The sequence below is a fragment of the Pauljensenia sp. UMB10120 genome, from assembly GCF_030212035.1.
GTDB lineage: Bacteria > Actinomycetota > Actinomycetes > Actinomycetales > Actinomycetaceae > Pauljensenia > Pauljensenia radingae_A.
Genome location: NZ_JASODH010000002.1, coordinates 344,302 through 366,334, shown reverse-complemented (window position 1 = coordinate 366,334; position 22,033 = coordinate 344,302). Strand labels below are relative to the sequence as shown.

The window sequence follows — 22,033 nt, the reverse complement described above, 5'->3', positions numbered from 1 at the left end:
AGCTGATCAAGGCGGGTAAGGCGACCTTGACGGTAGCGGCTCGGGTACTGGGGTTTTCCCGCCAAGCATTTTATAAACAGGTCTGCTTGGGCTCTAGCGCTCATATCAGGACGTGATTTAACTGCCGAGGACCCGCAGGCCAGGCAACGCCACCTAGTTCGCCTAGAGCTAGTCTTACCGTTCTTTACAAGCCTTTGTCCGCATACACCACAAACCGGTCGATTACAAGCACTCTTCACACAATATGCTCTCAAAGCATATTCAAACCGTCATAACCCTTGATCAAACCCCAAAAAAATAACGAATTTATACACACAATTCAGGTATTAACCCGGAAATGACTTGGTGGATCTTTTAGCCCCACTTTCGCAAGCCGACATCGATACCGCCAAAATCAACCAATTGTTGAACGAACTTAAACAAGCAGCGGACAAATGCGCCCAGGTGCCCCCGGCGGCACTTCCGTCATTCCCCCAGTGCCAGTTGCTTACTGAACTAGCGAACAAACAGGGCATCACCCTGCAGCAGCTGTCCGAAAATATCACCAAGGGTCAAGGCCTGCTGACGATCGCGGACAAACTTTCCCAGGCTGATCCACAAGAAATGAAGGCGAAGCTGAACGCAGCAGATCAAGGAGTTAAGGAACTTAGCCGGCAAACCGCCCTTACCCCACAGGCTCGACCGGAAAGCAAAAACCGACTCTAAGAGATGGCACTTATGCCTTGGCGAACGGATTAGACCAGGCGCAACGGGGGGTTCAGAAACTCTCTGCCGGAGCCTCTACCCTAGATAAAAATTCCGGACAGTTACGCACGGGGGCTAATGCTCTCAGCGGCGGCCTTGATTCGCTTTCCCAGGGTGCGGGCAAAGCCTCCGAGGGTGGAAAACAGTTAGCGGGAGGAATCGACAAGTTAACCACCGGTGCTTCCAGCCTAGAAGATGGACTACGTGATGGCGCTGAGCAGGTTCCCACTGTAGATAAGGGACAGGCGAAAAAAGTTTCGAAGGCCGCTAGTGGGGTCGCGGACGTGAAATCGGTACGCCAAAATCCGGTTCACGATAACGGTGCCGGATTCGCCCCCTTCTTCATGGCGCTATGTTTGTGGATCGGCGGGATTGCTATCTTCTTGATTTTCCCCGCCCTGGCTTTGCGGCGTCACCCCGAAGAGAGCTTCTGGAGATGTGGTTTCCGGTCTATGGCTATCGGGGCGCTCTTTGGCGCTCTGCAAGCAGTTACTGTAGTAACTGGGCTGCAACTGTTCCTAAAGCTAGATGCCCAAAACTTCGGGGCCTTAATCTTGATAGCGGTACTGGCTTCTATCGGATACGTGGCAGTGAACCAGGCTTGCGTAGCCGCCCTCGGATATCGAGGACGCGCCCTTTCGGTAATCCTGCTCTGCCTGCAAATCACCTCTACCGGAGCTACCTTCCCGGTAGAAACCGCCCCTAGGTTCTTCCAGTTCCTCAGCCCGCTGCTCCCCATGACCCATGTGGCGCGCACTATTCGCGCGGCGATTGCGGGCGGAGAACTGCACTTAGGTAAGGCGCTAGTGGTATTGGCAATCTGGACGCTACTGTCCTGGGTGGCAACTCTTATTTCAGCGGCACGCCGCAAAGGTCAGCGCCCCATGCCCTATGATCCGGCACTGACTTTTAAGAAGGTTCCTTCGGTGTCTTCGCCCTTGGGGGCAAACTCTGCCAATAACGTTGAGGACTTTGACCAAAGCACCCGCCAAGCCAAAGAAAACCTGCCTAGCTGATTGTGCCGGGGAGCGTAGGTATTAAGCGGGACAAAAGATCGGTTCCTGTAAAACTTGCCCACCCCACCATTATGCACGGGAATAAGTTTTATCCGAGTCGGCTAGGCGGGCGTTAAATCCGAAAAAGACGCTGTCTTTTTCGGATTTTGGGCAAGAGGAAAAACTTATTCCCGTGCTGGACGGAGTGGGAGGTGCCCGGTGTGCGCCTGGCTACATGACTTTCGTTTTTTCGACCTCTTTGGCAATATCGTGGATCCGCCCGGCAATCGTATGCCGTAATACCAGACCGAGCACTAAGTTCGGAATCACAAACACCAGGATCATCACCAGGTTATAGGCAAAATCCCCTGCATAAATCCCGGCGATAGCTGAACGCATCAAATTAATCGCATAGGTGGCGGGCAGCCAGGGACTGATGTTTTGGAACCATTGCGGCAATAGTTCCAACGGATAAGCTCCACCAGCGGCAGAAATCTGTAGCACCAGTAACAACACTGCTAAGGCTTTACCCGCATTAGCCAGTGCCATCACCAGCGTATAAACGATAACGGTAAAGACGGTGGAAATAACCCAGCCTGCCAAAATCAGCAGGAAGGGGTGGGCTGGTTCAATCTCCACAAACACAATCAGCCCGACCATCAGCAATGTGGATTGTGCCATCCCAATTACCCAGAACATAAAGTAACGCCCCAGATATTCTTGCGCCCCGGTAAATATAGACTTTTTTTCTGCGGCTTTCGCGGCTGTTTTCGCATCGGGAGTAGGTGCGGTTTCACTTGCCTTCGTTTCCGCCCCTTCCGACCGGGACAATTCCTCTGCATTCGCATCCGCACCGGCGACTGCATCAGGATCTTTCCGGACTCCCCTGCTGGCCAGATAGCGTTTAGCCACATTCTCAGAAACATCAGTGCGCAGGAAAACCCCCGCCAGGAGCGCCCCCACCCATAGAGCGATAACGGTGAAAAGCGGAGTCATCCCCACCCCAAAGGTGGCGACTGGGAACACCGCATTGCGTTTTACCGCTATCGGGGACGAAATTAGTCGGGCAAAATCTTTGGGGTCAGCTCCTAACGTGGTGACGATTTTTTTCAAGTCCCCTTGCGACTGGGCAGACGAAATCTGTTCCCGAGCCTGATCCAAGCGGCGGGCTCCCTCACGCATCTTTGTCGCGGTATTGTCCAGGCTATTTTGAGCCTGACGCATACTCGCTATCATCCCGCCCGCACTTTCCGACAGATCGGTTTGCACCGCCTGCAGATAGGAGCGGAAAATCTTCACATTTTTCCCGGCAGAATCCAGGTTCTTACGCAGGCTCTCAATTCTTGGCTGTAAGTTTTTCTCAAAATTGGATCGAGCGGTGGCAATAGCCTGTTGCGCGTCTGCTATGGCTTGGCGGGCTTTCTCTCTCAGGTCAGAATCGAGGGTTACTCCCCTGCGTAGGTCAGATGCAATACTGCCCAGTCGCTCGGACAAGGTTTGTTGGCGAGCTATCGCCGCGTCCAGCTCGGACAGCAATCGGTCAACGGCTGGATCCTTCCCTTCTAAATCCGCCCCGTCCGGTCCCAGTGCCTGCTCGAGTGCGTCCCGTGTTTGTTGGAAGCCAGCGATTTGTTTATCCAACAAAGTTTTCAGCTGTTCGACTGTGTCCGCACTGCTCTGGCTGGTGCTATTGGCCGAATTCAGCAACTCGTCTAACTGCTTTTGCAGATCGGAGATATTGCCTTCTGCCAGTCTCACAGCATCGTCGAGCCTAGAGGATACGGATGCGAGGGGATTGGTTGTTCCGCCGGCACCTTTTTTCCCGGAATCAAATGTGGAGTCAACAGCCTCCTCAAAGGAATCCTGCACCCCTGCAGCCAGCTGTTTTGCTCCGGTGGCGAGTGGCACCGCCGAACCTATCAAGGTAGACAGAGAACTAACGGTGTTCGCCCCGGAATTCAGTTCTGCAGAGAGGGTTTGGAGGTGGTTGCTCAGCCGATCCAGAGCTGCCTGAGTATCAGCATGCTCTAGATAAGAGGACACGTCCTCAGCGATAGCCACGGTGGCTTCTGCCAAGGTTTGCGAAAATACCGTGTTGATCTGCGCGGTGACTCCCTGGGCGCCTTGCGTGGTGAGATTGGCTGAGAGCGGGTTCTTCTTTTCATTGGTGTACAGCGTGATATTTGCCGGGGCTGCTCCGCCGGCATAGAAGGTAAACATGGACTTTGAAAAATCCGCCGGTAACACAATTGTCGCGTAATATTCCCCCGAGCGCGCACCCTCCAAAGCCTGATCTTTACTGGTTATTACCCAATCAAACTGGTCGTTTACTGCCAGTTCCTTAAGTACCGTGTTTCCCACATTTACTTTGACGTTCAGTATTTTGCTGGTGTAACCGTCGTCGGTGTTAGCCACAGCAATCTTCAGCTGTCCCGAATTTGAGAAGGGATCCCAAGTAGCCAACACGTTGAACCAGGTGAAGAACATGGGCACGACAATCAACAGGACCAGGGAAATCCGAACCATAATGCTGCTGCGAATCTGACGGAAATCGTCTCGGATGATGAAAAGCACTTCGTTCATCGCGTCTCCTCGCTGGTTGCGGAGGCATCGGATTCGCCAGCCGACTGCTCAGAACTATCATCCGCAGCGTCTACCCGCACAGACGCGCTAATGAGGCGACGTTTACTGCGACTGCGGTAATGTTCGCTGCTCAGGTTCTCCGACCGATTTGCGGTTTTGATAGCATTCGCGTCTCGCTGGCGGGCTAGACTCTCGAAAAGTTCATCTTCCGTCAGATGCGACAGTCCCTCGGCTCGTTCGATTGAGCTCTTTAGTACAACTACGCCAACCAGAGTCCCCATGATGGCCACTCCCCAAACCGCTACTAATCCCAGGAGCACGGGTTTACTGGCGGAGGTGAGCCAGGAAGTCATCCCGAGCACAAGCAGTACCAAAATCCCCACGCTACTCAGTCCCTTAATCAAAGCGGGATAGCGGGCATTGAACTCTTCTTGACGTCGCCGGATACGGGTGGAAAATTCTTTTCGGTTCGCCAGCAGCGCAATGATGTTACTCAAGCGGTAACCCCGACTTTGTAGCTGAACGTCTTCATTCACGACCAGTTCAGTGCGAGCCAAATCATCGTAGAACAGCTGGGTGAAGTAACCGAAACGACGCCTCCCCACAAACCCTAGAAGGAACATGGTGACGCTCATGAGCAATAGAACCGCCATAACATGCCAGAACCGCCCGTGATAGAACCCGCCGATAGTTTCTCGGATCGCGTTGATGCCGTAAGAAAACGGGAGCATCGGGGAAAGCTGGCGGAAGAATCTGGGCATGAGCTCGATCGGATAAATGCCCGAGGCACCGGGAATCTGCAACACCACCAGCAAGATTGCCAGGGCTCGTCCCACGTGACTGAACGCGGCTGCTAAAGCATAGATAATTGCCAAATAACACGGGCCGATCAGCATGGAGGTAGCAATGAAAGCGGGAGCGTTGGCGGCTTTCACTCCCAGCAGCAAACTGCCTACGCTGACAATTAACCCCTGCGCTATGGACAGCACCCCGGAGAGCATGAAGCGCCCCAGATAAGCCGAGCGCAAACTCAACCAGTCAAAGCCTTCTTTATCGACTTCTACCCGGAAAATTATGACCAGGATGAGCGCACCAATCCACAGGGACAGATTGAGGAACATAGCCGCCATTCCCGAACCATATGAGTTGATGGGAAAGAGGGGCTTCTGGTCGAATTTTACTGGCGAGGTTAAGTAGCGTCCGATATTGGTCGGATCGAGCCCAATGACTGTTTTCAAAGTTCCCGTCCGGAGCGCGGTAGCCAGAGTCGCCACATCGTTTTGCGCCCCGCTAGCCGTATTGGACAGCAGGTTCAGGTCGTCCTGCACCTGATCAAGCACCTTTTGGGTGTCCCCAATCTGGTCATCGATTCCGCGGGTAAGCGTAGAAATTTCTTTAAGGGAAATCCGCGCGGTACTCACCGCGGAGTTGATGGCTCCCAGCTGCGCCGACAGCTGCGTCACCTGGGAGTTTAACTGAGATGCGGTTCGAGTGGACTCTTCCCGCAGACCAGTGGCGCCGTGTTGCGCGTCCGTCAGAGCCTGATTAAAGGATTTCATCAGTGCCTGCAAATCCTTGCTAGCCTTGGTGGCATCCGCCCCGGTTTTCCCGACCTTGTCGAGCAAATCCTGCATCTCGTTCAGCTGAGATTTCAACTCTGCAGCGAGCTCTTGTGTCTGCGGGAATCTTTCTAAAATCGCAATCTGCTCACGCATTTTCTCTATCGAGGTATTCGCTCTTTTAATTCCGGATTGCAGCTGCGAGTCTATTTCGGTAAGTTTATTTGTCGCATTGGAGACCGCCGAATCCGCCGCCGCCGAGGATTCATTGAGTGCTTTTTGGGCGTTAATACTGGCTTGTCCCGCCTGAGCAGCAAACTCGGAAGCATCAGAGACGACCGTCCCTAAAATTCCTTGCGCATCACTTAAAGCCGCGGAAACATCAGCCAATGCCGGGTCAGCTGCAGCCAGCGTAGCCCGGACTTTTTTCATAGTCTGTAAGGAACCCGTCACAGACGCACTGGCGGAATCCAAGGTGCCTTGCGCATCGACCAGATCCCGGTTAATACCGCTCAAGGCATCTAAAGCACTGCCCTCAGCACCAGCAATATTTGCGTCGATCTCTAGGGCACCGTCGCGCAAAGCTTGCGCAATGGCCTCGCCTACCTTGCCCCGGAAAGTTGAGGTGATTTGAATATCGAGTTCATTTGCTCCCGCACCGGTAATTTTGGGGGCAATGGCGCCTTTCTTTTCATTCACGTTGTATTCAATGGTCGGCTGATGGAGCTGGCCGCTGAAAATATCAACTAAATCTTTACTAAAGGTCTTAGGGATGACAAAAGTCGCATAAACTTCCCCGGTTCTGATTTTGTGATTGGCTGTGGCTTGATCAGTAAACTGCCAGCCCAGCTGCTTATTCTCTGACAATTTGTCGACTACCAGGTTGCCAACATTTAGCTGACCAGTTAGTGCGGATTCCGTTCCCACATCGTTGTTCACTACCGCTATGGGTAGGTTTTCCGTCGCGTTGTAGGGGTTCCAAAAGGCCAAAATATTCAGCCAAGTGTACAGGGCTGGGGTGACCAAGATACCGATGACCATAATCAGGGATCGCGGAACCGCAAAAATCCGCTTTACGTCACGAGCAAACACCCGGCAGCTATCTTTCACCCTGCCATAATAGCCTTGTGTTCAGATTCTGCAATTTCGCTCTACATCCCATTCAAAATCCCACGCAGAGGAATCCTAGTTTGCGAAAGTTTTACGCGTTCATCGCGGGATTTAAGTCAGGCAGACCCGCTCTAATTACATCCCTAAGAACTCTTTGACCTTTGGGAGTTCCCCTCGCATCTGTTCGTATCCGGCGGCGAAGCTTTCTTCCAGTTTCTCGGGATTATCTTCAAAATTCGCCACCCCCATATGCTGCGGATAAAACACATAAGCCTTTCCCTCGGACTCCAAACGGTCTAGTTCGGCTCGGGTTCGGTTGTAATTTATAGGGCGTTCAATAAGACTCTGAGCTGCCTGCGGGTACCGCGCTAGCAAGCAGCGGTACGCCAAATCAGGTAGGCGATTTTCTTTCACGTATTCCCGCGGTCGGGTCAATAGAACCAGGAACTTTTCGTAACCATCTGCCTGCGCCACGTCCAAAGGAATTCCGCCAGAGCGTCCTATTGCTCCGTCCATGCACGCCTCACCTGCAATATAAGTGACTGGTGTAGCTATAGGCATGGATCCCGAAGCCTTGCATACGTGGGTTAGTTTTTGCTCCGAATCCACCTGAATCTGTGAAAAATATATTTCTTCTCCGCGCTGCGCGTTATATACACCTATCCGCCATTCGGCTGGATTTGCTACGAAACGCGCATAGTCCAGCTCGAGCATCCCCCCAGGCTCGGTCATGTCGTAGTAAATGTGGTAAGTGTCGAAAATCCCCCTACCTTTTAGCGCGCAGGTGGATTATTACGAGCACTACATCAAAAATCACGACGGCTGGCAATACGTCGACATCTACACCGATGAAGGAATCTCTGGCACTTCCACGAAACACCGCGAGGGATTCAACCGCATGATCGACGACGCCTTAGCTGGTCGCATCGACCTGATCGTCACCAAGTCCGTGAGCCGTTTCGCCCGTAATACCGTCGATTCTTTGACAACCGTGAGGAAATTGAAGGATAAGGGTGTGGAGGTGTTTTTCGAGAAAGAAAACATCTGGACACTCGACTCCAAAGGCGAACTACTCATCACCATCATGTCGAGCCTTGCCCAAGAAGAATCCAGATCTATCTCCGAGAACGTCACGTGGGGTCACAGGAAGCGTTTCCAAGACGGTAAAGTTTATATGCCCTACGGTAACTTCCTCGGATACAATCGCGGCCCAGACGGCAAGCCCGTAATCAACCCTGAGCAAGCCCAAATCGTGCGCCGCATCTACCGCCAATACCTCGAAGGCATGAGCATCCCCCAAATAGCGACATCATTGGAAGCGGATGGGATTCCCACACCGATGCGGCGGGCAAAATGGAGCCACACCACCATCCACTCCATCCTCACCAACGAGAAATACAAAGGCGATGCACTCTTGCAAAAGCGTTTCACCGTAGATTTCCTCACCAAGCAGCGCAAAACCAACGAAGGTGAAGTCCCACAATATTACGTGACCGGATCTCACCCAGCCATCATCGATCCTGAAACCTGGGAACTCGTGCGCTACGAGCTAGCAAAAAACACGAACCAAGGCCGGCGCGAGCGTGCCTTCACCGGTATGGTCTACTGCGCTCACTGCGGCGCAGCCTACGGCAGTAAGACCTGGCATTCCACTGATAAATATCGGACTATCGTCTGGCAATGCAACCAGAAATTCGCAGTTCCTCACCCAAAGAAAATGCCCGTACTACGCGATAGTCAGTTGCAGACAATCTTCCAAACAACACTCGCCAAGCTCATCAAAAGCCAGCAACTCATCGACTGGGACTACCTGATTACCACCACATCAGACACCACCGATTTAGAAGAACAAGCCTTACAGCAAGCAAGTGAAATCGAGGTAACTACCAGGCTCATCAACCAAGCCATCACCCGCAACGCTCATCACTCCCAAAATCAAGACGACTACCAAGAGCGCTTCACCCAGCTCAAAGCCCGCCAACGTGAAGCCATTACCGCCTACGAAACAACTCAGGTAGAAATTGAGCGCCGCCACGGCATCAAAGCCAAACTCACCAGGTTTAAGAAAACCATCCAAAACGCCACCCTCAGCCAAGACTTTGATCGAACAACCCTGCGTGCTCTTTGCCAGCACATCCAGATCACACCATCGGGCAAGGCGAGCGTAATCTTTGCTGACGGCACCAAAATAAAAATCCCAGCAGACAGCTATTAGAGCCACGCAAAACAAAAGGGCTGACCACCACTCAGGTAGTCAGCCCTATTTTTATGCCTGCGAGCAGGACTTTTAGATTTTGCGCGCGTTTTCAAATTTTGCGCGCACCTTTGCGCAAAACCCTAATTTTGCGCAATTGTATCAATTCAGTGTGCTCGTGGTGGAGCTAAGGGGATTCGAACCCCTGACCTCTTCCATGCCATGGAAGCGCGCTACCAACTGCGCCATAGCCCCAAATGGGTGTCACCACAGGCGACCTGTTCACTATAGCGAATCAGGACGCCATCGCACAATTCACACGATGTGCAGGTGATCACGCCCCGATTGCCTGCTCGCTCCACCCCACATTGTACGCAGCCAGCTGCCAGCCACCGTGCTTGCGATCGGGAACAAGCTCCGACCAGTGGCAATTATCCAAGCCCCGCAAACCGCGGAAAGAACCCGCATCCAGACCGAGCAGCGTTGTCAAGCCTCGGGAGATCGCCGACCCGTGCGCCACGACAATCAGCACGTCCCCCTCGTCCATGCCCTGCGACACGTCGGCAACGCCTGCAGCAAAACGCTCCCCCACCTCGCCGGACGGCTCGATACCCGCACCCGCAGACTCACCGGTAGCGGACCACTGGTCGAAAAACACCGGCATTAAAGAACGGATCTGCTCAATCGTCGCACCCTCAAAACGTCCATACGAGCGCTCGATGAAGCGCTTATCAGCATGAACACCGTCAACCGTCGTCCCACGCTGACGCAGCGCCGCCGCGACGATCTGGGCAGTTTCAGCCGCCCGCCTCAACGGTGAGCTGGCCACCACCACACGTGCGACGGAATAGGTGGCGGCAGCCGAAATTCCCACACCGGCAGGCGCACTGGTCACGCGCTGAGCAAGCACACCGGCTGCACGCCTGGCCTGCTCGCGACCATACTCATTCAACGGCACATCGGACATGCCCTGGAAACGCCGAGCCACATTGTGGTCGGTCTGTCCGTGACGCATACACACGATACGGGCAGGTGACATGGCACAGTTCCTTGAAGCCGACGCCCTTACGCGCCGAGCGCTTCCAGGTCCCGGTCCGCGTCAAGCTCAGTAATCGGCTGGTCAGCCCACAAGGACTCCAATGCGTAATACTCGCGGTCCTCATCGGTCAGGACGTGGATCACAACATCCGCGTAGTCAATCAGAACCCAGCGCCCCTCGGTACGCCCCTCAATGCGTTCAGGGCGAAGATCCAGCTGAGCTGCCAGCTCATCCATGATGTTCTCTGCAATGGCACTGACCTGGCGCGCAGATGAAGCCGAACAGATCATAAAGGCTTCGGACAGCGGCATACGTGCGCGCACGTCAATCATTTTCATGTCGGAGGCAAGCTTGTCAGACGCGGCCTGAGCCGCAACGGCGATAAGTTGGCTTGTGTGACTGCTGACTGTCACAAACACTCCCTACTGTTGGTGAACTCCCCTGACACCTCCAGTGTGCCACGACTACTGCTCGTATGGGTCATCAATCCCAGTTTGTGGCGCAGATGTATCCCGATACAGCCCATACTTCGCGATGTACTGCACCACGCCGTCAGGCACCAGGTACCACACAGGCTTGCCCTGGTTCACGCGATTACGGCAGTCAGTCGACGAGATCGCCATAGCGGGCACCTCAAGCAGGCGAATATTCGAATGCGGCGTCAACGGCTTCTTCAGCTCATGTCCAGGTCGCGTCACGCCGACGAACTGAGCCATCTCAAAGAGCTTGTCGGAATCCCGCCACTCAGCAATACGTTCGAGGGCGTCCGCACCGGTGATGAAGTAATAATCCGCATCCGGATCCTGGTTCTTCAGATCAGTGAGGGTATCGATTGTGTACGTGATCTTTCCACGATCAATGTCCACGCGGGACACTCCGAAACGCGGGTTCGAAGCTGTAGCGATCACCGTCATCAGATAGCGATGCTCAGCCGGAGTGACGCGCCGCCCCTTCTTGAAGGGCTGAACGGCGGTCGGCACGAAGATCACCTCATCGAGGTCGAATTCGCTCATCACTTCAGAAGCTGCCACGAGGTGGCCGTGGTGAATTGGGTCGAATGTTCCGCCCATGATACCTACGCGTCGTCGCTGTGTCACAAAGATCCCCTTTAAGTAAATCCCAGACCGGTGAGTTCACACTAGCCCAAGCCTCGGTTGCGCAGACGCATTCCGGTCACATGTCATGAACGGATATGCCCATCACCCTCGATAATCCACATCGTGCTGGTCAGCTCCTCCAGGCCCATCGGGCCGCGGGCGTGAAGTTTCTGCGTGGAGATCCCGATCTCAGCGCCCAGTCCCAGCTGGCCGCCATCAGTGAAACGAGTCGACGCGTTCACGGCGATCGCCGCAGCATCCACCTCGCGGCTAAAACGGTTCGCCGCAGCCAGCGAACGCGTGCAGATGGCCTCAGTATGTCCGGTCGAATACGTTCTGATGTGCTCGATCGCCTGATCCAGATCATCCACCACGCGCACGGCCAGATCCATCGACAAGTACTCGCGCGCCCAGTCCTCCTCTGTTGCTTCCTCCAGCATCGCCGAGTCAATCGACGGGTCGGATGCGTACTGCAGCGTCTGTGCATCGCCGTGGATGCGCACGCCCGCAGTCGTCAGGCGCAACAAGGCACTGGCCAGGAACTTTTCAGCGACCGCGCGGTGCACCAGCAATGTTTCGGCCGCATTGCACACACCCACGCGCTGAGCCTTCGAGTTGAGGATGATTTTCTCCGCCTGAGCCAGATCGGCATCTTCATGGACGTAGACATGGCAATTGCCCGTGCCCGTCTCAATGACGGGGACGCGTGCCTCTTCCACCACGGTGCGAATCAGTCCGGCACCACCACGCGGGATCAGTACATCAATTCCTCCGCGCGCATGCATCAAGGCGCGTGCACCGGCTCTGCCCCACTGGTCAACGCTCTGGACCGTATCTGGCGACAGATCCACCGACGTCAACGCATCACGCATGACCTCGATAATGACCTTGTTCGACGCCTCAGCCGCGCTGCCACCGCGCAGCACAATCGCGTTGCCCGATTTGAGCGCCAGGCTGGCGGCGTCGATCGTGACATTTGGGCGAGCTTCATAGATCATGCCGACCACGCCCATCGGGACTCGTACCTGGCGGATCCGCAACCCTGTCTCCGTCATTGCGCCGCGCACAATCGTTCCCACCGGGTCAGCCAGTGATGCCACCTCGCGCACCGCGTCCGCAATGCCGGCCAGACGCTGCGCATTCAATGCAAGACGGTCGACCAACCCCTCATCCATGCCTTCGGCCTGAGCTCTGGCGACGTCCTCAGCGTTAGCCTGGAGGATCTCATCACTGCGATCCTCGATTGCTGCAGCCACCGCTCCCAGGGCGCGATTCTTCTGCTGCGTCGTCACGGTGGACAAGATGCGCGAGGCGCTCCTGGCTGCTTCCAGTACCTGCGAAATGTCAGCTAAACGTTCAGTCATACTCTTATCGTGACATACTTGCCGCTGATGCAAGCGACAGGATCGCCAAATCGTCGCGGTGAATCACTGGGCGAGGGTTATCCCACCCCTGACGACGCAGGTCATCCGCATTCTCGCCACTCATCTGCGCAATTGTGTCAGCATCGTAGGCTGCGATGCCGCGCGCAATCAGCCCGGTCGGTCCCGCCACATCGACAACGTCGCCGCTGCGGAAATTGCCCATCACCGCTGTGATACCTGCAGCCAGCAGCGACTTCTTGCGATCAGTCAGTGCGCGGACGGCACCCTCGTCAATGACGAGTTCTCCACACGAGGGGGCGGCGTGCGCAATCCACAGGCGCCTCGAGGCGGGGCGTGACGTCGTCGGCTCGAACCATGTGCCGACCTTACGCCCGGCGAACACCTGATCGAGCTTATCCGCGTTTGTCAGCAACACACCGATACCGGATGCAGCAGCCATCGTTGCGGCCTGCACTTTGGTGACCATGCCGCCCGTGCCCACCGACGATCCCGAACCGCCCACCAGCACCGCCCGCAAATCATCCGTGCGCGTCACGGTCTCTACCAGTTCGGCAGCAGGGTCCGAGGGCGGCGCTGTGTACAGGCCATCCACATCCGTCAGGAGGACCAGCGCATCAGCGGCCACGATCTGGGCCACGTAGGAGGCCAGCCGGTCATTGTCACCGAAACGCACCTCGCGTGTGGCGACGGTGTCATTCTCGTTGATGATCGGGACAACTCCCAGGGACAGGAGGCGCTCCATCGCGTCGCGCGCATTCGTGTAGTGCTCACGGTGCATGACATCGTCGGTCGTGAGCAGGATCTGTGCGACGTGACGATGGTGGGACTGAAAAGCGGCCGACCACTGTGCAACCAGGAGACCCTGCCCCATTGCCGCGCACGCCTGGACAGTGGCTAAGTCATGGAGACGCCCGGTAATCCCCAGCGGCGTGCGCCCTGCGGCCACGGCACCGGAGGAAACGATGAGGATTTCATGGTTGTCCCGGCACCACTGCGCGGCCATACCCGCAACCTGGTCAATCCGGTTCAGGTCAAGCCCCCCATCGGGGCGCGTCAACGATGAGGAACCGATCTTCACGACGATGCGTCGCGCACGCGTAACTCCGTTCACGCCCGATCGTCCTCGGTGCTCGGATCCGTCCACACACCCGATTCGCGTTCGGTCCACAGCTCGTCACGGGCCGCAGCTTTCGCGTCCATCGCGGCGCGATACTCCTCACGGCGTTCCCGGTTCGTGCGCCGCTTCAACGCATCGACACGGTTGTCCGTGCCGCGCGATCCAAGCAGTTCTGGCCCAGTCGTCAAGGAGGGCTCCCAGTCGAAGATCACACCACCTTCGAGCGGGCCGATCACAACCGTGTCACCGGCGTTGGCACCGGCCTGTGCGAGCTGATCTTCCACACCGATGGTGGCAAGGCGGTCGGCCAGGTAGCCGATCGCTTCATCGTTGGTGAAGTCGGTTTGCTTGACCCAGCGTTCTGGCTTGTCGCCGCGCACCTGGTAAACGGTGCGTCCTTCAAACTGACACGGCTCAACACTCACCTGGTTTACCTCACCCACAGGGCGTGGACGAATGACCGGTCGGGGTGCCTCGTCGGCTGCGTCCCGAGCTGCCCGGCGCTGTTCTTCAACCAGGGGTGCCAGTGCGAAAGCAAGTTCGCGCAGACCGCGGTGGGTCACGGCAGACACTTCCAGCACCGGCCAGCCAAACTCATCAAGGTCAGGACGGGCAAATTCGGCCAGATCCCGCCCATCGGGAATGTCAACCTTGTTGAGCACGATGACGCGCGGGCGTTCCATCAGCGGCACGTACCCGTGAGGCGTCCCCAGGTCGCTCTGGTATTGCGCCAGTTCATTTTCGATCGTCTTGAGGTCACTGACCGGGTCGCGGTCGTATTCGAATGCGGCTGTGTCGAGGACGTGGACAATCACTGCGCAGCGTTCAATGTGGCGCAGAAACTCCAGGCCCAGGCCCTTGCCCTGCGAAGCGCCGGGGATCAGGCCTGGAACGTCCGCCATTGTGAAACGCATACCGCCGGCTTCAACCACCCCCAGGTTCGGGATCAGCGTGGTGAACGGGTAGTCAGCGATCTTCGGACGTGCCGCCGACATGGCGGCAATGATCGAGGATTTACCGGCCGACGGGTAGCCCACCAGGGCGACATCGGCAACGGATTTGAGTTCAAGGATGATGTCGCGCGCCTCGCCGGGCTCTCCCAGCAAGGCGAATCCGGGCGCTTTACGGGCTTTCGATGCCAGTGCGGCATTGCCCAGGCCGCCGCGGCCTCCCTCGGCAGCGATGAACTGAGAGCCTTCGCCTGTCAGGTCAGCCAGCAGTTCGCCGTCCGCGCTCTTAACGGTCGTGCCGTCTGGGACAGGCAGGATGATGTCGGCTCCGTTTTTCCCCTGCCGGAAGTCTCCCATGCCGGGTGTGCCGTTTTCGGCGCACTGGTGTGGGCTGCGGTGGTAGGCCAGCAGCGTGGTGGTTTGCGGGTCGACCTGCAGAATCACCGAGCCGCCGTTGCCTCCGTCTCCCCCGTCGGGACCTCCAAGCGGCTTGAATTTTTCGCGTTTGACTGACGCGACGCCGTTGCCTCCGTTGCCTCCGGCACAATGAATCAGAACGTGGTCAACAAAATCCGCCATGGTGGTCCTTTAGGTGTAACTGACTGACACAAACAATGATACGCAACAGGAAAAGGGCGTCCGGCTCACGGCCGAACGCCCTTGACGCTGAATGAATCAGGCAGACACGGACTCCACGACGTCGACGACGCGGCGGTCGCGACGCTTTCCGAAGGAAACCGAACCGGGCTTGAGGGCGAAGATGGTGTCATCTTTGCCAATGCCGGTGTTACGTCCGGGATGGAAGTGTGTGCCGCGCTGACGGACAATGATCTCGCCAGCATTGACGAATTCGCCACCGAAACGCTTCACGCCCAGGCGCTGAGCGTTCGAATCGCGACCGTTGCGGGAAGAACCGAGGCCCTTTTTATGTGCCATGTTAGTGGTGCTTTCTCTCTTCGAACGACTAGAAACTCAATCAGATCAGTGGGATCGTTCAGGCGATCTCGGTGATCTTGATGACCGACTGCTTCTGCCGGTGACCTTGACGCTTACGGTAGCCAGTCTTGTTCTTGAATTTGACGATGGAGATCTTCGGGCCTTTGGTAGCGTCGATGACCTCAGCCTTAACGGAGACCTTTGATAGTCCATCTTTATCAGTGGTGACGGCGTCGCCGTCGACCAGCATCAGTGGCTGGAGTTCAATGCTGGATCCGATTTCATCGGCCAGCTTATCGACGACTACGACGTCTCCGACGGACACTTTTTCTTGTCGGCCGCCGGCCTTGACGATCGCGTAGACCACGTTGAAGCTCATCTCTTTACTCGTACGGAACGAATCAATTGCCTGTGATACTGAGGCGTATCGTCTGGCAATCACTCGCTGGCGCCTTGGTGCGCCGAGGATCAAATTTACCCGAAAACAGGACCCGTGGGCAAGCCGTCAGAGCCGAAATCCAGCACTCACGGCTGTGCAATTCCACACGGTTATGACGCTGAAGGCTCAATGACGCCACGCGATGCCACCCGGCGGCGACGTCGCGTAGGGGTGGAGCGCTTCGTGGCATCAGGCAGCTGAATATCGTCCAGCGAAGTCACCGCGTGATGACGTTCGGGCTGTTCATCGGCCGGTTCGGGCTCCAAAGTAGGCTCCGGTGTCGGTTCCGGGGTGGGAGTCACCGGTTCCGGCTCGACCGTCTTTCCGGTCGAGGCGCAGCGACGTCTCCTCGGCTGAGCGGGCTTGTCCTGTTCACTGGCAGCCTTGGTCTGTCCGGTTTCGGTGGACGCCGCAGGCTGACCGTTTGGACCGCCCTGACCATCCTGACCGCCCTGACTGCCCTGGCTATCGTCCTGATCTTTTTCGTGTGCGTGGCTCGCTGCCGCCGCGATGGCATTCAGCGCTTCACGCGCACGCTTGGAGCCGGGGCCATCCTCGTTATTCTTCGTCTCTCGCCTGGAGCGGCCCTTCTGCTTGTTGTTGCTGTGCGAGGCAGGATCCGCGCCAGGCGTTTCCACGGGGTGAGTGTGCACGATGAAGCCCTTGCCTTCGCAGGCCTCACACGGTGTGGAGAATGCTTCAACAAGGCCCTCCCCCACGCGCTTTCGCGTCATCTGCACCAGACCCAGCGAGGTGATCTCAGTGACCTGGTGGCGAGTGCGGTCACGTCCCAGGCACTCAACCAGGCGGCGCAGGACGAGGTCACGGTTGGATTCAAGCACCATATCGACAAAGTCGATGATGATGATGCCGCCGATGTCACGCAGACGCAGCTGACGCACGATCTCTTCAGCGGCCTCCAGGTTGTTGCGCGTGACGGTTTCTTCCAGCGTGCCACCGGCTCCAATGTACTTGCCGGTGTTGACGTCGATCACCGTCATCGCCTCGGTGCGGTCAATAATCAGTGTGCCGCCGCTGGGCAGCCACACCTTGCGGTCCATGCCCTTGGCCAGCTGTTCATCGACGCGGAACTCAGCGAAGACGTCATTCGTGCCGACCCACTGTTCGACGCGGTCAGACAGTTCAGGCGACAGCTCTTCGACGTATGTGCTGACTGTTTGATACGTGTCCTTGCCCTGAATAATCAGCTGAGCGAAATCTTCGTTGAAGATGTCACGCACGACGCGGACAGCCAGTTCGGGCTCGCCGCGCACCAGCGTCGGGGCCGACTTCGTGTTCTTCTCACGCTTGGTGATGTCGTCCCACTGCTTCGACAGGCGCTCAACATCGGCAACGAGCTGTTCTTCGGACGCACCTTCGGCCGCGGTGCGAACAATAACACCGGCCCCGGCCGGCATGACCTTCTTGAGGACTTTCTTCAGGCGTCCTCGTTCAGATTCTGGCAGCTTGCGGGAAATACCCATCATGGAGCCGTGCGGAATGAAGACGAGGTAGCGTCCGGCCAGCGTGATCTGGCTGGTCAGGCGGGCACCCTTGTGGCCGATCGGGTCTTTGGTGACCTGCACCAGCACCGCGTCACCGGACTTGAGTGCCGATTCAATTCGACGAGGGCGACCTTCCAGGCCCACGGCATCCCAGTTGACCTCACCGGCATACAGTACGGCATTTCGGCCTCGGCCAATATCGATGAACGCAGCTTCCATCGACGGCAACACGTTCTGGACGCGACCCAGGTAGATGTTGCCGACCATTGTCTGGTGGGTGCGTCGAGCCACGTAATGCTCGACCAGCAGGTCATCTTCGATCACTGCGATCTGATCAAGGCCGTTATGCTGGCGAATGATCATCTTGCGGGTGACTGACTCGCGCCGCGCCAGGAACTCCGATTCGGTGATCGTGTGACGTCGGCGGCCATCGCGGCGTCCCTCACGGCGACGCTGTTTCTTCGCCTCCAGGCGAGTTGATCCCTTCAGCGCGGTGACCTGATCGTTGCTGTCAGAGGAATCACCGGACTGCGAGCGTGAACGCCGCCGGCGACGACGGCGTGAAGATCCCTCGGACGATTCTGACTCGGAGGGAGCAGAATCACCGTCCTGCGCGGACGAATCCTGAGAATCTGCGGAATCTGACGTCGAATCTGGCTCTGCCGACTTGCGGGAAGACTTCCTTGAGCGCTGTGATTTCCCGGAGTCCTGCTTGCGGTCCTTCTTACCGGAGTTACTCTCACCCGAATTGTCGGCATTGTCGTCGGAGCTGCCCTGCGCGCCAGACTTTCCAGACGATGACTTGGAAGAGGAGGACTTGCCTTTCCTGTTCTTACCTTTGCCGTCGTCCTGGGACTGCGAGGAGTCCTTGTCCTTGCCCTTATTCTTTTGACGCGAGCGTGAGCGTCGGGGTGATTCCTCGGACGAGTCCTGCGATGATGTCGAATCGTCCGAGCGGGATGGTGCGGGAGCCGGCTCGGTAAAAGTCGGCGCTTGAAATAGCAGGGAGGCGGCAGGCACGTGTGCTGCCGATCCCTCGTGTTCGGTCGTTGTCACTTTTCTCCAATTTTGGAGGGGATCCACACGCACCATGGATCCACCCGTCATCGCCCACGTGGGCGGAAGCGTTCAGGCTCGCGCAAAGCACGATAGCGTACACAGCGGAGCAACCGACTTAAGCAGTCGCGGTCGACGCAGTACGCCCGTTACGAGGGTGCTCTCGCAACGGCCTTGGTTACCCCTATTGTGACACAGGCGAAGTGCCAACGGAATAAGAAGCGCTGAGGCGGGTGGCACATCAGCCGGTTCAATGCCTGAGCGACGCGGCACATGTGAGTGCCGACTCCACGTCACACGAAATAGGCAACACTCTTGTTTCCTATTCCGTTGCCACCTGGAAGTTTCACCGCTCCTTGAAAGTGAAGATGAAACAGCGAATCAGCGCAATTTCGGCGATTCTGCCATTAACCACCTGGTCAATGAGTTATCTTCTTGACATGACGTCATGTCAATCGCGTGGCGCCGTATATCCGTATTTCTATCGACAACAACGATTCCGTCACCGGAAAGGCGAGCATCATGACCCTGCTTCCGGCAGCGTTTGACACGCTGACGCTGGGACGATGGCAGTTCGGTATCACCACGGTGTACCACTTCCTTCAGGTCCCCCTCACAATCGGGCTGTCGCTCCTCGTCGCAATCATGCAGACGAAGTGGCACAGGTCCGGAAACGAAACATGGCTCAAAGCCACACGTTTCTTTGGCAAACTCTTCCTAATCAACTTCGCGCTCGGTGTCGCGACAGGTATCGTCCAGGAATTCCAATTCGGAATGAACTGGTCGGAATATTCCCGCTACGTGGGCGACATCTTCGGTGCACCTCTGGCAGTTGAAGCACTCCTCGCATTCTTCATGGAGTCCACCTTCCTGGGCCTATGGATCTTCGGTTGGGGTCGACTGTCCAAGGGCATGCACCTGGCCAGCATCTGGCTCGTCGCAGCAGGCACCACGATTTCAGCACTGTGGATTCTGGGTGCGAACTCGTGGATGCAGCACCCCACCGGCGCAGTGTTCAACCCTGAAGTGGGCCGCGCTGAACTCGATGGTGCAGGCGGCTTCCTCAAGGTTGTGACCAACCCGGTCCTCCTGTGGGAATTCACCCACGTCCTCACCTCCTCCTGGCTGATTGCCGGCACCCTCGTTGCAGGACTTGGCCTATGGTGGATGACACGCGCAGCCCGCGAAGGCGGTGCTGAAGGCGAAAAGCAGGCTCGCGATATCTGGCGTCCGATTGCACGCTTTGGTCTGGTCGTCGTCATCGTCGGCGGTCTGGGCACCGTCGTGACCGGTCACTTCCAGGGCCAGGAAATGGTCAAGCTGCAGCCCATGAAGATGGCAGTTGCCGAAGGCGTCTGTGTTGACACAGAATCTGCCGCTTTCACTGTGGCACAGTTCGGTTCCTGCCCTCTCAACGGCGAATCACAGCCCACCAAATTTATCCAGGTTCCCGGTGTCACATCCTTCATGTCGCACAACTCCTTCAGCGCTGAGGTTGAAGGTGTGGCCGACATCCAGGCTCGCCTCGTGGAAACCCTCAATGCCAACGAGCACTTCGTTGCACAATACGGTGACGCCTCACAGTACGATTTCCGCCCGCCTCAAATGGTGACCTTCTGGACCTTCAGGCTGATGATTGGCTTCGGTGTCTTCGCCGCAATCATGGCCGTATGGGGCCTGTTGGCAACGCGCAAGGATCAAATCTCCACCAGCGCCGCACTGGGCAAGTTCGCCCTGTGGACCATCCCGACGCCGTTCATTGCGGCATCCCTGGGCTGGATCTTCACTGAAATGGGCCGCCAGCCGTGGATCGTGCATCCGAACCTACCAGGCCTGGCCAACGCCGATCCGGTCGGCAACGTCATGCAAATGACATCAGTTGCCGTTTCCACAACGATCCCCCCGATCCAGGTGTTCCTCACCATGGTGATCTTCACGCTGCTGTACGGGGTTCTCGGCGTGGTGTGGTTCCTTCTGCTCAAGCGCTACGCACTTGAAGGCATCTCATCGGCTTCTGAAAAGACAGCTCACGATGACGATGCTGACAACGAAGCAGTCGGCGCACTGTCGTTCGGATACTGAGGAGGTAGACACTGATGCTAAGTATTCTCTGGTTCATCCTCATCGCCGTTCTATGGATCGGCTACCTGGTTCTCGAGGGATTCGACCTCGGTGTTGCAATGCTCCTTCCGTTCGTCTCCAAGAACGACAAGGAACGCACCACAGCACTGAAGACCATCGGACCCCACTGGGATGGCAACGAAGTGTGGCTGCTCACCGCTGGTGGCGCCATGTTCGCCGCATTCCCCGAGTGGTACGCCACAATGTTCTCCGGCATGTACCTCGCACTGTTCGTTGTGCTCGTCCTGCTGATCCTGCGTATCGCCGCTCTTGAGTGGCGCTCGAAGATCGCAACCGAAAAGTGGCGTGCAATGTGGGATCGCTTCCACGTTGTCGCCGGCTACGGTGTTCCGATCCTCATGGGCTGCGCATTCGCCAACCTGGTGCACGGCATGAAGATCGAGGTCGTCACCCGCGCCGGCGAAGTTGTGCCCCCCGAGCAGGTCACGCCTGAAGTTCTGGCGAACGCATCGCACCAGCTGACCGGCGGCTTCTTCTCACTGCTCATGCCGTTCAACCTGCTGGGCGGCATCGCAGTGGCAGCAATCTGCTTCTCGCACGCAGCACAGTTCCTGTCCCTCAAGACAGACGGCATCCTGCGTGAGCGTGCCAACGCAATCTCAGGACCCGCCTCCATTGCCGCGACGGCTCTGGCAGCTGTGTGGGTCCTGTGGGGTCAGTTCGCCTACGCAACATCGGCAACATCCGTGTTCGCGTGGATTCCGCTGGTCATCGCCGCCCTGGCGTTGATAGCGGCCGCAGCCTTCTCACAAAAGCAACTGCGTCGCGAAGGCTGGGCATTCATTTGTTCCACCGTCGCCATTGCCGCCGCTGTGGCGTGGATCTTCACGATCATGGCACCGAACGTCATGAAGTCCTCGATTGCACCGGAATACTCCCTGACAATCGAGCAGGCATCATCGACGACCGGCACACTGACGGTGATGACAATCGTCGCGGTTTGCCTGGTTCCCGTTGTCCTGGCCTACACGGCATGGAGCTACCACACGTTCCGTCGTCGTATCTCGACAAAGGACGTTCACGAAAATGCGGGACTGCTGCCTCAGAAGATTCGCCTGGGCGAAAACTTCCTGGCTGGATAGTTTCGCGCTCGAACGCTGACAAGGGTCACGGTCCCCGGCTCCAACGGAGCCGGGGACCTTCCCTATTGCGCGCCCTTTTGGGACTTCGTACCCACAACTG

General features: G+C 57.0%; 18 protein-coding genes and 1 tRNA gene. 5 read left to right on the top strand and 14 right to left on the bottom strand.

Features of this window, described 5'->3' with window-relative positions; translation table 11 throughout:
- Nucleotides 1–239 (bottom strand): transposase-like zinc-binding domain-containing protein (locus QP093_RS10095; RefSeq protein WP_502929370.1); only part of this gene is annotated, 239 nt, incomplete at its 3' end.
- A gap of 103 nt (nt 240–342) precedes the next feature.
- Here QP093_RS10095 and QP093_RS03485 point away from each other — a divergent pair.
- Both QP093_RS03485 and QP093_RS03480 read left to right on the top strand, forming a co-directional pair.
- A complete protein-coding gene (locus QP093_RS03485) occupies nt 343–705 on the top strand; it encodes a hypothetical protein (RefSeq protein WP_141757283.1) in 363 nt (120 codons plus the stop codon).
- 17 nt (nt 706–722) lie between these two features.
- Complete coding sequence (locus QP093_RS03480; RefSeq protein ID WP_285014707.1) at nt 723–1,760, top strand: YhgE/Pip family protein; 1,038 nt, start codon at nt 723–725, stop codon at nt 1,758–1,760.
- Between the two features lie 210 nt (nt 1,761–1,970).
- On the opposite strand, the gene QP093_RS03475 is transcribed toward QP093_RS03480, so the two are convergent.
- The 3 genes from QP093_RS03475 to QP093_RS03465 form a co-directional block, all read right to left on the bottom strand.
- A complete protein-coding gene (locus QP093_RS03475; RefSeq protein WP_285014705.1) occupies nt 1,971–4,322 on the bottom strand; it encodes a YhgE/Pip domain-containing protein in 2,352 nt (783 codons plus the stop codon).
- Nucleotides 4,319–6,991, bottom strand: a complete 2,673-nt coding sequence (locus QP093_RS03470; protein WP_285014703.1) for a YhgE/Pip domain-containing protein — start codon at nt 6,989–6,991, stop codon at nt 4,319–4,321. Before QP093_RS03470 ends, QP093_RS03475 begins: the two co-directional genes overlap by 4 nt.
- Before the next feature lie 135 nt (nt 6,992–7,126).
- On the bottom strand, nt 7,127–7,705 hold the full coding sequence (locus QP093_RS03465) for a DUF6363 domain-containing protein (protein WP_285014702.1): 579 nt from the start codon (nt 7,703–7,705) through the stop codon (nt 7,127–7,129).
- A 37-nt stretch (nt 7,706–7,742) separates the two neighbouring features.
- Between QP093_RS03465 and QP093_RS03460 the strand changes: the two genes are divergently transcribed.
- The gene (locus QP093_RS03460) at nt 7,743–9,206 is read left to right on the top strand and encodes a recombinase family protein (protein ID WP_285014701.1); all 1,464 of its coding nucleotides are present in this window, start codon (nt 7,743–7,745) and stop codon (nt 9,204–9,206) included.
- A 158-nt stretch (nt 9,207–9,364) separates the two neighbouring features.
- Here QP093_RS03460 and QP093_RS03455 read toward each other — a convergent pair.
- The 10 genes from QP093_RS03455 to QP093_RS03410 form a co-directional block, all read right to left on the bottom strand.
- Nucleotides 9,365–9,440 (bottom strand) — tRNA-Ala (locus tag QP093_RS03455).
- 79 nt (nt 9,441–9,519) lie between these two features.
- Complete coding sequence (locus tag QP093_RS03450) at nt 9,520–10,224, bottom strand: histidine phosphatase family protein (RefSeq protein ID WP_285014700.1); 705 nt, start codon at nt 10,222–10,224, stop codon at nt 9,520–9,522.
- Nucleotides 10,225–10,250: 26 nt separating this feature from the next.
- Nucleotides 10,251–10,637, bottom strand: coding sequence for a ribosome silencing factor (rsfS, locus tag QP093_RS03445; RefSeq protein WP_285014698.1), 387 nt, complete (start codon nt 10,635–10,637; stop codon nt 10,251–10,253).
- A 51-nt stretch (nt 10,638–10,688) separates the two neighbouring features.
- Nucleotides 10,689–11,321, bottom strand: a complete 633-nt coding sequence (gene nadD, locus QP093_RS03440; RefSeq protein ID WP_227469192.1) for a nicotinate-nucleotide adenylyltransferase — start codon at nt 11,319–11,321, stop codon at nt 10,689–10,691.
- Nucleotides 11,322–11,404: 83 nt separating this feature from the next.
- Nucleotides 11,405–12,685 carry a glutamate-5-semialdehyde dehydrogenase gene (locus QP093_RS03435; protein WP_285014695.1) on the bottom strand — a complete coding sequence of 427 codons (1,281 nt, stop codon included), beginning with the start codon at nt 12,683–12,685 and terminating at the stop codon, nt 11,405–11,407.
- A gap of 4 nt (nt 12,686–12,689) precedes the next feature.
- Nucleotides 12,690–13,817, bottom strand: a complete 1,128-nt coding sequence (gene proB, locus QP093_RS03430; protein ID WP_058236505.1) for a glutamate 5-kinase — start codon at nt 13,815–13,817, stop codon at nt 12,690–12,692.
- A complete protein-coding gene (gene obgE / locus QP093_RS03425) occupies nt 13,814–15,352 on the bottom strand; it encodes a GTPase ObgE (protein WP_285014693.1) in 1,539 nt (512 codons plus the stop codon). Before obgE ends, proB begins: the two co-directional genes overlap by 4 nt.
- Before the next feature lie 96 nt (nt 15,353–15,448).
- Complete coding sequence (gene rpmA / locus QP093_RS03420; protein WP_058236503.1) at nt 15,449–15,709, bottom strand: 50S ribosomal protein L27; 261 nt, start codon at nt 15,707–15,709, stop codon at nt 15,449–15,451.
- Between the two features lie 58 nt (nt 15,710–15,767).
- A complete protein-coding gene (gene rplU / locus QP093_RS03415; RefSeq protein WP_285014734.1) occupies nt 15,768–16,088 on the bottom strand; it encodes a 50S ribosomal protein L21 in 321 nt (106 codons plus the stop codon).
- A 170-nt stretch (nt 16,089–16,258) separates the two neighbouring features.
- Nucleotides 16,259–18,745, bottom strand: a complete 2,487-nt coding sequence (locus tag QP093_RS03410; protein WP_502929369.1) for an Rne/Rng family ribonuclease — start codon at nt 18,743–18,745, stop codon at nt 16,259–16,261.
- A gap of 486 nt (nt 18,746–19,231) precedes the next feature.
- Here QP093_RS03410 and QP093_RS03405 point away from each other — a divergent pair, with 486 nt between their 5' ends.
- Together QP093_RS03405 and cydB are read left to right on the top strand one after the other, a co-directional pair.
- Nucleotides 19,232–20,791 (top strand): cytochrome ubiquinol oxidase subunit I, encoded by a 1,560-nt coding sequence (locus tag QP093_RS03405; RefSeq protein WP_285014688.1) that lies wholly within the window; start codon nt 19,232–19,234, stop codon nt 20,789–20,791.
- 11 nt (nt 20,792–20,802) lie between these two features.
- A complete protein-coding gene (gene cydB, locus QP093_RS03400; protein WP_285014732.1) occupies nt 20,803–21,933 on the top strand; it encodes a cytochrome d ubiquinol oxidase subunit II in 1,131 nt (376 codons plus the stop codon).
- Nucleotides 21,934–22,033 lie beyond the last annotated feature (100 nt).

Bases quoted from the DNA above. Each gene is read 5' to 3' on its own strand.
- QP093_RS03475 (WP_285014705.1), bottom strand. From the start codon at position 4,322: ATGAACGAAGTGCTTTTCATCATCCGAGACGATTTCCGTCAGATTCGC.
- QP093_RS03465 (WP_285014702.1), bottom strand. From the start codon at position 7,705: ATGCTCGAGCTGGACTATGCGCGTTTCGTAGCAAATCCAGCCGAATGG.
- QP093_RS03450 (WP_285014700.1), bottom strand. From the start codon at position 10,224: ATGTCACCTGCCCGTATCGTGTGTATGCGTCACGGACAGACCGACCAC.
- QP093_RS03435 (WP_285014695.1), bottom strand. From the start codon at position 12,685: ATGACTGAACGTTTAGCTGACATTTCGCAGGTACTGGAAGCAGCCAGG.
- obgE (WP_285014693.1), bottom strand. From the start codon at position 15,352: ATGGCGGATTTTGTTGACCACGTTCTGATTCATTGTGCCGGAGGCAAC.
- rpmA (WP_058236503.1), bottom strand. From the start codon at position 15,709: ATGGCACATAAAAAGGGCCTCGGTTCTTCCCGCAACGGTCGCGATTCG.
- rplU (WP_285014734.1), bottom strand. From the start codon at position 16,088: ATGAGCTTCAACGTGGTCTACGCGATCGTCAAGGCCGGCGGCCGACAA.
- QP093_RS03410 (WP_502929369.1), bottom strand. From the start codon at position 18,745: ATGGTGCGTGTGGATCCCCTCCAAAATTGGAGAAAAGTGACAACGACC.
- QP093_RS03405 (WP_285014688.1), top strand. From the start codon at position 19,232: ATGACCCTGCTTCCGGCAGCGTTTGACACGCTGACGCTGGGACGATGG.